The following is a 13,580-nucleotide window of genomic DNA, read 5'->3' as shown; positions in this document are numbered from 1 at the left end:
GGATAGGGGGAGGGGGGAAAGAAGAATTATTATCCAAGGAGTCCCCCACTCCCCCACTCCTCCCCTCCCCCACTCCCATTAACATATTTGTCAAATTAACTGTTAATTTTTAGTTGTTGGGGTTTATAAGAGAAACTACTAACAATTTGTTTAAAATGCTGGCTTTTTTTAAAACAATCCGAGAAGCGATCGCCAATTGGTGGTCGGAGTTTACTCTCCAGACCAAGCTTTTGGCTGCTGCCACTTTAGTGGTTTCTTTAATTATGAGTGGTCTAACCTTCTGGGCAGTGAATACGATTCAGCAGGATGCACGTCTAAATGATACCCGCTTTGGTCGTGACCTCGGACTGCTACTAGCTGGTAATATCGCACCGCTAATAGAAGACGAAAATCTCACGGAAGTTGCCCAATTTTCCCAACGCTTTTACAGCAGTACCTCTAGCGTGCGCTATATGCTCTACGCTGATGAAACTGGGAAAATCTTTTTTGGCATTCCCTTTTCCGAACCAGAGGTAGAAACGTCCCTAACAATTGAGCGTCGGATAAAGCTACCAGATGATTATGCTGCCGATGCAGATAAGCCGATGGTGCGACAACACCAGTCACCGGATGGAGTCGTAACTGATGTATTTGTGCCTTTGATTGTTCATAACAAATATTTGGGTGTATTAGCGATCGGCATTAACCCCAATCAAACCGCAGTCATTTCCACAAATTTTACCCGCGATGTCACCATTGCTGTATTTATTACGATTTGGGTAATGGTGATTTTGGCAGGAGTAGTCAACGCTTTAACCATTACCAAGCCAATTAAAGAACTTTTAGCGGGAGTAAAACAAATTGCTTCCGGAAATTTTCAGCAGCGAATTGACTTACCACTAGGGGGTGAACTGGGAGGGTTAATTTTAAGCTTTAATGACATGGCAGAGCGCTTGGAGAGTTACGAAGAACAAAATATTGAGGAACTAACGGCAGAAAAAGCCAAGTTAGAAACGTTGGTTTCCACCATTGCCGATGGTGCAGTGCTCATTGACAACAACATGCAGGTGATATTAGTCAACCCCACAGCGCGGCGAATTTTTGGCTGGGAAAATAGTCATGTAGAAGGTAGTAGTATTTTGTCTCATTTGCCCTCAACAGTGCAAATGGAAATTACCCGTCCTTTGTATGAAATGGCAGCAGGTGACTGCGAAAGCGCTGAGTTTCGCATCCCCATTAGCCAACCTATTAAGCGCACCATCCGCATTCTTTTAACTACAGTTCTCAACCAGCAACGCGAGAGTATTAAAGGTATTGCCATCACCGTGCAAGATATTACCCGCGAAGTCGAACTAAACGAGGCAAAAAGCCAATTTATCAGCAACGTTTCCCACGAATTGCGAACTCCTTTATTTAATATCAAATCGTTTATCGAAACTCTGCACGAATACGGTGAAGATTTGGGTGTAGATCAACGGCGGGAATTTCTAGAGACAGTTAACCATGAAACCGATCGCCTGACTCGTCTGGTTAATGATGTTTTAGATTTGTCCAAGCTAGAATCTGGTCGCAATTATCACTTTAATGGAGTCGATTTGCCGCAAGCGATCGACCAAACTCTACGTACTTACCAACTTAATGCTAGAGATAAAGGCATCGAACTTATTCAAGAAGTTGCCCCAGATTTACCGTTAGTAGTTGGTAACTATGATTTGTTGCTGCAAGTGTTAGCAAATCTCGTTGGTAATTGCCTCAAATTTTCTCTTGCTGGTGGCAAAGTTGCAATTCGCACTTATCAATTAGACCCAAAACCCAATCACAACCAGCCTGGTCAAGTGCGGGTAGAAATCTCCGATACTGGTATTGGCATCCCTCCAGAAGACCAAAAAGCAATTTTTGACCGCTTCTTCCGGGTTGAAAACAGAGTTCACACTTTAGAAGGCACAGGTTTAGGACTATCGATTGTCAGAAATATCATCGAAGAAAAGCATCACAGTCAAGTCCATCTCGTGAGTGAAGTTGGTGTCGGGACAACTTTTTGGTTTGATTTAACTGTTTTTAATGAAATAGTTGAGAGTTGATAGTTGGTAGGTGTTTTACTAACTACTAACTACTAACTACTAACTTGCTATTTCAATAGAGCTATCAGCAAACAAACTAATACTAAGCTTAGTAACAATAGCAAAGAGGAATTGCGTTTAATCCAGTTTTTTACAGTTGCAGAAAAGCTGGTGTTTTCACGCTGTTTTTGCAACTCTAACTTGCTGTGTTCAGTGTTTTGATAGAGAGTACATTCTTTAGCATAAGGACGTTGAGGAAAGTTACAACTATTATCAGCATGGTAGGTGCAACTGTCGCACAAATACTCTTTCCCTGTGGCACGATGTAAGGGAATGCCGGGATGTCCGAATGCTTTGAGAGTTGTGCGACAATGGGGACAGGTGACAGCTTGACTGTCAACGAGTTGATGACAACGGGGACAAGATACAGTAGCCAAAACTTCAGTGCGAATAAATAAACATTCTGATTTTAGCTATTTACAGCAAAAGATGGGTCGATTTGAGATTTGAAATTTTGCGAAAAGTCTGATGCGTGGATTTTTGACTGGGTATTATTCGTAAATAACAATAAATTGAATCTTGATTTTTACCTATATTTATCTAAACATTTTTATTGACAGCAGCCTATCGCGATAATATCGAATAGACGTAGAGACGTAGCACAGAATAGTCTCTACAAGATTTTGGGTTTTATATATGTACTTCATTTACCTTAAATCTGCTGTATTAATTGAATTAATTCTTTGAAGTTAAAGAAAGATATAATCAAATAGGAAAGTATTAGTAAAACAAATGATGGGAGCAGTTCACGCTAAAGTAAAGTTAACCAATGCTGTAGATGAGGAGTTAGTAAATCGAGGTTTGCTAGCACCAAGGTTATTACGCGAGCATGAAACTCAAGGATTAGTTGATACAGGGGCAGTGTCTTTAGTAATTCCTACTATTATTGTAGAACAGCTGGGTTTGCGAATTAGAGGTCAGCGACTTGCTCAATATGCTAACGGAAGTGAGGAAATTGTCGGAGTAACTGGACCTGTAATCATTGAGTGTGAAGGACGTGAAACTGTAGCAGAGGCTTTAGTTGTGGGTAATGAGGTGTTGATTGGTCAGGTGATTTTGGAACAGTTAGATTTACTGGTAGATTGCAAAAATCAGCGCTTGATACCGAATCCAGCTAACCCTGATTATCCAGTGGCAATGATTAAGTGTTTAGGCGATCGCTTCTCAATATACTTCAATTAACTTGCTCATCAGAACGAAAAACTACTATATATTTCAAAATTAAACGAAACGTTAACTTTATTAAACAACCGATTCCAATCTCAGATTTAAGTGATAACTTAAATAGTAGGACACCAAACAAACCACAACCAAAGTCAAAGGGCAAATGACTTCGTGTCCCCCGTCATCAGCCCAAGCGAATAACAGCATAAAAATAAGTGGCACAGCCCCTAAGTTGAATAGGGAAGCCAAATCCTAAAACGGAAAAACGTAAATATGCTGAGTTTGCCCGTTGTTGTATCCACCTTAGTTTTTGACTGATTTTATTACTTAGCAAGTTTAACAATTTGAGAATCGCAAATTTTGGAAAACCTGGTCAACCTTGACCAGGTTTTTGAGTGTTTTATGATGAATAATACGATGATTAAGCGTTGGGTAATCTTGGGATGAATCCTAGAGACGTTCCGTCGGAACGTCTCTACAATATGCTGAATTTCTCGACGTTGATTGTCAAATCATCCCGCTTTCTCTGCAACGCCGATAATTATTATCCATACCACAGAAAGAAGATAACACTAACAATTAGATAATTAGTGTGTTCACAAAGTCTAAATTTTTTTTGTCAGCCTACTTCACCGAGTTTACATTTATCAACTAGCTAGCACATGTAAGCTGCTTTTAGCTTGCAACTTTGTCAAGCGTGAATACAATAGGATAAGACATTAGGCTGAAATTTCATGATAAATCATAACTTGAAGAAAATTACTACAGCTATTATCGTCGCTATAGTTTCTTCGTCATGTCAGGCAAATGTTTTTAGAAAAGCAGAACAGGCAAAAACTTCTTCAATTGCCGAGGAAAAGTCACAACCCAATATTGTTTACGGTGATTTAATCTTGAAAGAACAATCAGATTATGTGATGATTCCAGTTAGGATCAAAGATAATAATCAAAATAGAAGAAGTTATTTAGATTCTTCAGGTTATTCTGATAAAGAAATTCAATTTTTTAATATTATATTTTTTCATAAAAGAAATGGAGAAACAAATCTATTACTCAAGAAAAAAGCAATTATAACTGCCTTTGATTTTTTGGAGAAAAAAGAAGCCGGAAAGCCATCAACAAGATTTTGGTTGTATAAAATAATTGAAAACGATACAAACAAAGATAATAAACTGAACACCCAAGATGCAATTATTGGATATATCTCAGATTCCTCAGGAAAGAATCTCCAGCAAATTACCCCGAACAATACTCAACTCATTAATTGGACAATTATTCAAAGTGTTGGTGCTATTTTACTAAAAGTTATTGAAGACTCTGATAACGACAAAAAATTTACAGAACGAGACAAGATAAATTTTCTCAAAGTTAATATTAATAAACCTGCGATCGGCACTGAGATTATTACCGACCAAATAGATCAAGAAATTAAGTCCTACATTCTCAAATAAATCTGCTTGTAGTAAGCGCTTCAGCGCTTAAAGGCTTACTACGAAGACTATGCAATAGACAAAACCCAATCTCGTAAAAGTGGGTTTAGTTGATTCGGTACTTCATCATGAGGACAGTGACCCGCTTGCAAGAAGTATTCCGTCAGTTGAGGATAGTATTGCCGAAACTTTTTAGAACGTTCTCTCGCATTCATCCAAGGGTCAGCTTCACCCCATAATATCAACAACGGACAAGTTAATTGCTGCAATAAAACATCATTTTTCTCTCCTTTAGGAGTGCTAAACATCGAAGCAAATACATCCACCGCACCAGGATCGTTAGAAGGTCGATGAATTTCTTCTATCAACTGGTCTGTAATCGCACTTTTGTCAAGATACACTTTCTCTAAAGTTTGCCGAATTACCCAACGCTGTCGCACATATTGAAATAAAAGAAACTGCGCTAACGGTTGTTGAAAAATCCATTTAACAGCGTCACCAAATAGTTTTTGCAGTGTATCTGTTTGCTTGGGAGGCTGAATTTCTGGTTGTAACGCTTCTGGTTCTGATGAAGTCTGATTTTCGCTAAAAGGTCCAGCACTGTTAAGCAAAACCAAACCAGCTGCCGCATCAGGATGTTGCGCTGCTAAACACAAGCAAGCGTACCCACCAAGGGAATTACCTGCTAAAACCGCTTTTTCACCAATCACTTCAGTGATAAACTCATAAAGTTGGTCGCGCCACAATTCACCGCTATATTCCAACTTCGGTTTAGCGGAACGTCCGTATCCCAAAAGGTCGATGGCAAAAACTTCAAAATCGTTACACAGTCCTGTGATATTCTTACGCCAGTGGTCAGTAGAAGCACCAAACCCATGCACTAACAGCAAGGGTGGACGTTGGGTTTTTTTTTCTCCCGCTCTTACGTAGTAAACGTTGTGCCCTCGCCACTGCCAATATTTTCCCGGAATCGGGGTTGTAGCTGGGCGTGTAGTTGCCTGCATGATATAAAGAAATGTTAAGTAACCTTTAATAATTGTAGCTCGGCATTCTCAGGCGATAGGCTGATTATTTAAGAGTTTTTAGCACCTAAATTAAATTTCTACCTTTAGGCGTGCTTGGTGCGTGCGAGATTTAAAATATTAAGATTATGCAACGATTGATTACGTAAAATCTTCATCACTACCTTCTAGTTCCCTCAAAGCCTTATAAATAGCCTGTCTACAGAACTCTGCGTGATTGTCTAATGATTTTAGCTTTTGCTTAATGGATGCGGGAACCCTGATAGTCACCGTTTCAGTTAACGGTTCATCTCTGTCAGTAACAAGCTTGATAAGGTTTTCAGGGTTCCCTTTAGGGTTTGGCATCAATTAAGAAATGTAAATAGAGGTTGAATCGAATGTGTACATAGGGATAAATTGTTTAATTGGTGGTTGATTTGTTTGACGACTACTAGCAACCACCAATATCCACCTTTTTAAAATGGACAATTCCATGTTTACACGTTCTGAATTAGAAATCAAAACCTTAGGGGAACTTAAGGGACTCTGCAAGCAGTATGGATTGAAGCCACTGGGAAACCCTAGTTATAAAACTGCTTGGATTGATACTTTATTGACCTTTGCAGCTATTGCCTTACGTCAGATGAAATCCGGGGAAGGATTAAGGAGAATGACCTTTAAAAGCTATCAGGACTTAGGGCAAGCACTTGACCAAATGGGAGAACCTACCGACCAACAAGCGGCATTGATTAGAGCAACGATGCAAGCAAAGCGTTTAGAGTATCCCCATCGCTATGACCAAGAAACGCTGCTTAACTTGCATAAAGCTAAGATGCAGTTGGAGCAAGCGTTGTTACTGTTGAATATGTAATGTACATTAAACTCCTACTTGAAAGTAGGGGTTTTTTATTATATGTTGTTGAAATTACTTAAATTTGAGCATTAATTCAAACTTATAAGCTGAAAGTATTGATTTAAAATGATAACTGGAAAAACGAAACTGCTAGGAGTAATTGGGCATCCGGTTGAACATTCGCTGTCACCGTTGATGCATAATGCAGCTCTAGAATCTTTGGGACTAGATTACGTTTATCTGCCTTTTTCCATCAAACCAGATGATTTGCCGAAAGCGATCCAAGGCTTTTCTGCTATTGGTGTTAAAGGATTTAACGTGACAATTCCTCATAAACAGGCGATTATGAGTTATTTATCGGCAATTCATCCAAGTGCTAAATCTGTAGGAGCTGTAAATACTGTTTTTCGTAAAGATAATCATTGGATTGGGACAAACACTGATATAGAAGGATTTATAGCTCCTCTGCAAACAACGTATAGGCGAAATTGGCAGCAGACGGTAGCAGTAATTTTAGGCAATGGTGGGGCAGCGAGGGCTGTTGTGGCGGGTTGTATCCAGCTAGGTTGTACGTCGGTTCATGTAATTGGGCGCAATGAGCAGAAGTTGAAAGAATTCCGCAATAGTTGGGACAATTTATCGCCAGAAGTTAATTTTCAAATACATAAATGGGAGGAAATGTCAAGGATAATTTCCCAAGCACAGTTGTTGGTAAACACAACGCCAGTGGGAATGTATCCCAACGTTGAACAGTGTCCTTTAAGTGCAGAGGAAATGAGGGATTTGCAATTAGGAGTGATCGCCTACGATTTAATCTATAATCCTAGCCCGACACGATTTCTCGAACTAGCACGACAACAAGGTGCGATCGCTATTGATGGATTAGAAATGCTAGTCCAGCAAGGTGCATCAGCCTTAAAAATCTGGTTAGATTTAGAATCCGTCCCCGTAGACATTATGCGGCAAACACTCAGAAATCACCTCGGTTGGCGGTGAGGGAGGAGGGGAGGAGGGGGGGAGTGGGGGAGGGTAGGTCAAATTAATTTCTAAACTAGACAGGACTTACGCAGAATTATAGGAAAACGAACCGCCTTGGCGCTAGCCTCTCCCTTCGGGAGAAGGAAGCCAAGGAAGCCAAGGAATAAGAGGAGCGATCTTGGTTTTTGCGTAAGTCCTACTAGAAAAAACTGGAAAATAACACACCTTGAAGGTCTTAGGGGTGGGTGTTACTAATCGAACATTTATGGGCACTCTATGGTTGGTGGAGAGATGCTTGTAAAAAATGTTATCACCAGTCAAATCAGTAAAATTTTACCTTTTAGCAATAATAACAGGGGTATCATACTTGAGTTTCAACTCTTCTACCCTAGCTGAATCTGATACCCAATTGCAATTCTTACCAGTAACTGAAATATCACAAGACGAAGAAAAATCAAAAAGAATGCAGCGACTGCTGGCTGTTTTGCGAAATAATTCTCAAATCTCACTCTTTGCAACCCAGACAGATGGGGTTTCACAAGCTGAAAACTCCCTGGATAAAGTTCCAGAAACCCAAGTTGGAAATAAAAATGCGATCGCTTCTCAAACAGCAGTCAAAATCCGACAGGTACAGGTATTAGGCAATACAGTATTCTCCAGGAAAGAGATAAATAAAGTTGTAGAACCCTTTGTTGGCAAGCAAGCGAACTTTGAACAACTACTAGCAATTCGCGCAGCCGTGACGGATTTTTATACTAGTTCGGGATACACCACATCTGGGGCATTTTTACCCCCGCAGGATGTTTCGAGTGGGGTTGTCAGCGTTCAAGTTGTGGAAGGGGAACTCGACTCGATAGAAGTTAAGGGATTAACTCGACTCAGAGAAAATTATGTGCGATCGCGCATCAGTCTTGCTGCTAGTACACCACTTAATCTCCGTCGTCTGGAAACAGCGTTGCAAGTATTACAATTAGACCCGCTGTTTGACTCAGTACAAGCGGAAATGAAAGCGGGTACAACTCCAGGACGCAGTATATTATCTGTAACTTTAAAAGAAGCTCGACCTTTTAGGAGCACATTTACAGTCGAAAATCGTGACTCTCCCAGTGTTGGTTCTACAAGAGGTAGCAGCAATTTTAGCTATCAAAATTTACTTGGTTTAGGCGATCGCTTTTCGGGAGATATTGGTTATACTTCCGGAGCAAAGAGCTACGATTTAAGTTATGCCGTTCCTCTAAACGCCCGCAACGGCACTTTAAGTTTGCGTTATGCTGACAGTAACAGCCGCGTCATCGAAGCTCCTTTTTCACCTTTAGATATCCTCGGACGCACTAAAACATTTTCCCTCGGCTTCCGTCAACCAATCGTCAACACACCCAAAAGCGAATTTGCCCTCAGTTTGTCAGCAGATTTACGGCAAAGTCAAACTTTCTTGCTCGAAAATATACCTTTTTCTTTCTCAACGGGACCAGAAAATGGTAAATCGAGAGTAACAGTGTTGCGCTTTGGTCAAGATTGGATTAACCGTACACCGAAACGAGTCTTAGCCGCGCGATCGCAGTTTAGCTTGGGTATAGGAGCTTTCGACGCTACGGTAAATAATAGTGGAGTTGATGGACGCTTTTTCAGTTGGATTGGTCAGTTTCAGTGGGCGCAAAATATGGGTAAAGATGTAGTTGGGGTTGCTCGCTTTGCTACTCAACTCAGCCCTGACTCGTTGCTACCTCTAGAACAGTTTAGTATTGGTGGTATTGATACCATCCGGGGCTATCGACAAAACCAATTTGTAGCAGACAATGCCGTTACAGGTTCGTTTGAAGTGCGCTTTGGTGTAGTTAACGATCCAGGTGGTTTTGGGACAATCCAAGTAGCTCCATTCCTGGATGTTGGTAAAGTTTGGAACAATAACGGTACAGGTGTAGATAATAGATTGTTTGCTGGCACCGGTTTAAGTCTACGCTGGCAGTATCATAATTTTGCGGCTCGTTTAGATTGGGGACTTCCCCTAACTTCGATTAATCGGCAAGGAGATTCACTCCAAGATAATGGTTTATTCTTCTCCTTGAACTATCAACCGTTTTGAAGCGGGGAATGGGGGTTTTAAAGCCTCTGTTTGTGTCAAACAGATTTAGGACTTACGCACTCGTTATGGAAAAACGAACCGCAGAGAACGCAGAGTTCACAGAGGTATGAGGAAGAGAGAGAATTTTTGCGTAAGTACTAGACATCTCCAGAAATGAACTATACGTTGCCCGAAACCCTTGTAGAGACGTGAAATTTCACGTCTCTACATTCTTTTTCACGTCTATGTCTACTGAGATTGATTCAAACATCTTCTAAAAACATATCTGCTGTTGGGAGCGGGGAATAACTTCGCTGTTGTTGATAGTTAATATTAACCTTCCATCAGTTGTTGCGACTAACTGAGTAGCTTCAGTTATGGGGTTGCCTAGTTTCCAACTAGTAATTGCAGGCTGCTCCCTGGAGTTTGCCCTCGGATTTGTAGCCTGAACAGGTACTACTGAGTATAAAGACAGCAAATCATTATTGGGATTTTCTGGTAAGCCACCATTACCTGTAACTACAAATTTTCCTTGTGTTGCATTCCGTGAAGCGAGACAACTTGTTGCCACCACCGCATCTGTATTAACAAAATTAGTTGCTTGTTCTTGTAAAGCATTGTCTTGCTTGACATCGGGAGTAGTAATTTTGACTTGTCCATTGATACCTAATTGAGAAGAAGCGGTGATTTTGCTGCCAGAATCGGCGAAAATTCCTTGAGTGGTAATTTGGATATTACCGCCTTTACCTTGAACAGCATTTGCGGTGATATTGCTGTTTTCAAGTTGAGATATTGCCCCCACATCCACATTTATATTTCCACCATTCCCCGTACCACCAGCATTGGTAAGAATTCCGCTATTGTGCCGTAGTTGCAAATTGTCTGCTTGTAAGAAGATGTTACCTCCTTCACCAGAAGCCGTGGTAGCAGCAATGCCAGATTGCTGGTCTAATTGCACCGATTTTGCATTAATTCTCAACGTACCTGCATTTCCAGTACCAAAATTTTGAACACTTACCGCAGCCGAATTGCCTACTTTCAACTCACGTGTGCTGATAGTGACATTTCCTGAATCTCCAATTGCGCTGTAAGTCGCTAAAGTTCTAACTAGAGAACTTGATGAGCCAACCGTTGAGCTAATGTTGCTGACAAGATCGACCCCTAGTGCTTTCCCCGTGAGTTCCACGGATTCAGTCGCATTAATAGTCACCGTGCCGGCATTGCCGGTGCCTAAGCTGCTAGTGCTTACAGTGCCTCCATCCTGAAGGTTGAGGGTGCGCGTATTCAGCGTGACGTTACCAGAATTTCCCCAGCGAGAACCCACACTTACAATCGAACTAGCTAGGATTAAAGCCGCTGTAGTGGGTGTGCTACCTCTTGCTTCTATTGTGTCAGCGTCGATTGAGATATTGCCACCATCACCATCACCAAACGCGAGTGCCAATAGATAAGAACCATCTCGCACAGACAACTGCCGCGTTGTAATGGTTACGTCTCCAGCCTTGGCTGTTGATGCGGGCAAGTCTTTCGGCTCCCTAGGGTAATAATACGTAGTAGAACCCAGCAAATTGGATAGACCAGTTTTCGGTGATACACCTTGCATCTGAATAAAATCAGTCGCGTTGACCTTGATGTTACCACTAGGAGCGGGGGTATATGTTCTGCTGGTAATTGCCGCTCCGTTTTCCAAGATTAATCTATTAGTGGAAATAGCAATGTTGCCACTTGCACCAAGTCCTACCGTTTCACTGACAATGCTGCTTCGCAAGCGCTCATCGGTGGTTACACCGCTTAATTCTAACAAATCCCCAGCACCGATGTTAATATCCCCTCCTGCTTGGATGCCACGATTTTGGCTCCAAATTACTGATCCATCGCTGAGGCTGATGCGGTTAGATTGCACTTGTATCGAACCCGCAGTAACTCCGCTCACATCTACAAGCGATCGCTGCCTTAGTTGGATATTCGCTGTTGTTGGCACCTTCCCATAGTCCAACTTGAATCCTCCCTGAGTTGCATTCAAACCCACCTGACCTACTGCACCGACACTCCCTAACTCTATGCGTCCACCAGCAGCAGTTAGGCTAGCACCATTCAGATTCACGTCTCCACCTACCAGTGCCAGGGTTTTTCCCGGTTGTACCTGCAATCTTGTTGTCGAACCCCCAGGTAAATACGGTGAGAAGGTGGGGTCTTGGATGATTAAGTTGTGTCCAATTCCTTGGACTTGAATTGCTCCCGGATTGCTGCCAAATCCCAACCCTACAGGTATACTCATTGAGAGTAAGGGAGTTACCCCGCCCGCAGGGGAGTTGGGACTAGTGGAAAATACTGAATTGTCATCAAAATTTATACTGTTAGCTGTAGTTCCTAGAAATGAACCTTTTAAATCCAACTGAGCACCTGTACCAAATAGAAGACCGTTGGGATTCATCAAAAATAGATTTGCATTACCCAACACACCCAATGTGCCGTTGATGTTGGAAGGATTTGTACCTGTAACGCGGCTAAAAATATTGCTTACACCATCAGGATTTGTGAAATATGCTCCTCGTCCAGTATTAATGTTGAATTCACTGAAGCTGTGGAATAAATTATTACCTCGAATTGTGCCACCGTTAATGCGATCGCTCAAAACTCCATTAATCAACTCCGAAGTTGTAACCGTAGTTCCTAAACTACTATCGGGTGTAATTTGTCCCAAAGCAGGTGTACACACCATAGATGCTAATGTCACCAAACACAAGTACAATTGCTTATTCATCACTATTAACTCCCAACTTTGCTTTTTTCGTACAGACGACCCGGCGGGTCGTCTCTACAAGTACAGACAGCCCGGCAAGTCGTCTCTACAAGTACAGACGACCCGGCAAGTCGTCTCTACAACTGCTATTGCCAATTCCCCACCAGTACAAACGGAGACCAAATTGCTGGATGTCCATTGGGGTCTGCAATAATTTTCAGTTGTGCTTGTCTTAATGCTTCAGCTTTGGTAAGATTAGGCTGTTGCATTTGAGTATAAAAATCTTGAATCAGCGGCACTGTATCGGCATCATTGACAAACCACAGAGTCGCTAGGGTACTTTGCACACCAGCTCGCAATGCTACACCTGCAATCCCCAAAGTAGCGCGACTGTCACCCACAGCAGTTTGACAAGCGCTCAAAGTCAACAGTTCAATTGGCTTCTTGCTATGAAGCAGTATTGACTCAAATTCATTTAATGACACCCGACGGTCAAATAATTGCAGAAATGTGCTATTGGGGTCTGCACCAAATTTACCGTGGGTGGCAAGGTGAATAATTGAGTAGCCAAAGTTATCAATTTGCTTCTGTAAATTCTCTAGAGTAAAGTCTTTGTCTAAAAAGCGTTTACCGCCTAGAATCTTCTGTACACCTTCTGTTTCTGACTTAACATTTGGCAGGGGTGCAAAGGGTGGAATTTCGGCGGTTAATCCAAAAATTACAGCTTTGGTATCGCGTTTGATGTGTTGTTTGTGGGAATTTAAATCAAAACCGAGAGTAGTAGCGATCGCATACTTTTCTACAAGAAACTGTTTACCATCGTGCAATGCTGCCATCGGTACGTTTCTCAATACACCATCGTTAATAAATACCAGTGTATTTGGCTTGGCTTGAGCTAAATCCTCAGCCATTGGTCGGATCGTTAAATCATAAACTTTCTGTGATTCCGTCAAATATTCATCAGTGGAAATATCTTCCAAGGTTAACCGCAAATGGTCAATTTCTTTTTCTAACTCTTTTTCCGACATTGCCACAGGATAACTATTGAGTTTCCCATTGGGTAAACGCAGCAGGATATAAGTGCGTTCATTAAGAATAATCGAGTTTATAACTGCTGCATGATTATTTGTATTATTTGCCACCGAAGCCGAGTTTTTACTTGGTTGACGGGCAACCTGTACGCACTCATCCCCAAAGAAGTTTTGCAGTTCGCTCAATTGCAGCAATTCTGATACCTGAAGCGCTTCTTG

General features: G+C 41.6%; 10 protein-coding genes. 6 read left to right on the top strand and 4 right to left on the bottom strand.

Annotated elements, in window-relative coordinates:
* Positions 1 to 155: 155 nt before the first annotated feature.
* Positions 156 to 2,060, top strand: a complete 1,905-nt coding sequence (gene nblS / locus OGM63_RS20000) for a two-component system sensor histidine kinase NblS (protein ID WP_263747413.1) — start codon at positions 156 to 158, stop codon at positions 2,058 to 2,060.
* 47 nt (positions 2,061 to 2,107) lie between these two features.
* Here the strand turns inward: nblS and OGM63_RS19995 are convergent, their stop codons facing one another.
* Positions 2,108 to 2,476: a zinc ribbon domain-containing protein gene (locus OGM63_RS19995; RefSeq protein ID WP_263747412.1), complete on the bottom strand. Its 369-nt coding sequence runs from the start codon at positions 2,474 to 2,476 to the stop codon at positions 2,108 to 2,110.
* Between the two features lie 355 nt (positions 2,477 to 2,831).
* On the opposite strand from OGM63_RS19995, the gene OGM63_RS19990 reads away from it, so the two are divergent.
* Together OGM63_RS19990 and OGM63_RS19985 are read left to right on the top strand one after the other, a co-directional pair.
* Positions 2,832 to 3,281 (top strand): aspartyl protease family protein, encoded by a 450-nt coding sequence (locus OGM63_RS19990; protein ID WP_318528508.1) that lies wholly within the window; start codon positions 2,832 to 2,834, stop codon positions 3,279 to 3,281.
* A gap of 731 nt (positions 3,282 to 4,012) precedes the next feature.
* A complete protein-coding gene (locus OGM63_RS19985; protein WP_263747411.1) occupies positions 4,013 to 4,714 on the top strand; it encodes a hypothetical protein in 702 nt (233 codons plus the stop codon).
* A 47-nt stretch (positions 4,715 to 4,761) separates the two neighbouring features.
* Here OGM63_RS19985 and OGM63_RS19980 read toward each other — a convergent pair whose 3' ends face one another.
* A complete protein-coding gene (locus tag OGM63_RS19980; protein WP_263747410.1) occupies positions 4,762 to 5,697 on the bottom strand; it encodes an alpha/beta fold hydrolase in 936 nt (311 codons plus the stop codon).
* Between the two features lie 490 nt (positions 5,698 to 6,187).
* On the opposite strand from OGM63_RS19980, the gene OGM63_RS19975 reads away from it, so the two are divergent.
* The 3 genes from OGM63_RS19975 (at position 6,188) to OGM63_RS19965 (ending at position 9,608) form a co-directional block, all read left to right on the top strand.
* A complete protein-coding gene (locus OGM63_RS19975; protein ID WP_263747409.1) occupies positions 6,188 to 6,565 on the top strand; it encodes a hypothetical protein in 378 nt (125 codons plus the stop codon).
* A 108-nt stretch (positions 6,566 to 6,673) separates the two neighbouring features.
* On the top strand, positions 6,674 to 7,543 hold the full coding sequence (locus OGM63_RS19970; RefSeq protein ID WP_263747408.1) for a shikimate dehydrogenase: 870 nt from the start codon (positions 6,674 to 6,676) through the stop codon (positions 7,541 to 7,543).
* A 349-nt stretch (positions 7,544 to 7,892) separates the two neighbouring features.
* A complete protein-coding gene (locus OGM63_RS19965; protein ID WP_263747407.1) occupies positions 7,893 to 9,608 on the top strand; it encodes a ShlB/FhaC/HecB family hemolysin secretion/activation protein in 1,716 nt (571 codons plus the stop codon).
* A 253-nt stretch (positions 9,609 to 9,861) separates the two neighbouring features.
* On the opposite strand, the gene OGM63_RS19960 is transcribed toward OGM63_RS19965, so the two are convergent.
* A complete protein-coding gene (locus OGM63_RS19960; RefSeq protein ID WP_263747406.1) occupies positions 9,862 to 12,351 on the bottom strand; it encodes a two-partner secretion domain-containing protein in 2,490 nt (829 codons plus the stop codon).
* Between the two features lie 125 nt (positions 12,352 to 12,476).
* On the bottom strand, positions 12,477 to 13,580 hold a 1,104-nt coding region (locus OGM63_RS19955; protein WP_263747405.1), incomplete at its 5' end, for a CHAT domain-containing protein.

It is taken from the genome of Plectonema radiosum NIES-515, assembly GCF_025753815.1.
Taxonomy (GTDB): Bacteria; Cyanobacteriota; Cyanobacteriia; order Cyanobacteriales; family Nostocaceae; genus Hassallia; species Hassallia radiosum_A.
This window is presented reverse-complemented; position numbering and strand designations above follow the sequence as displayed.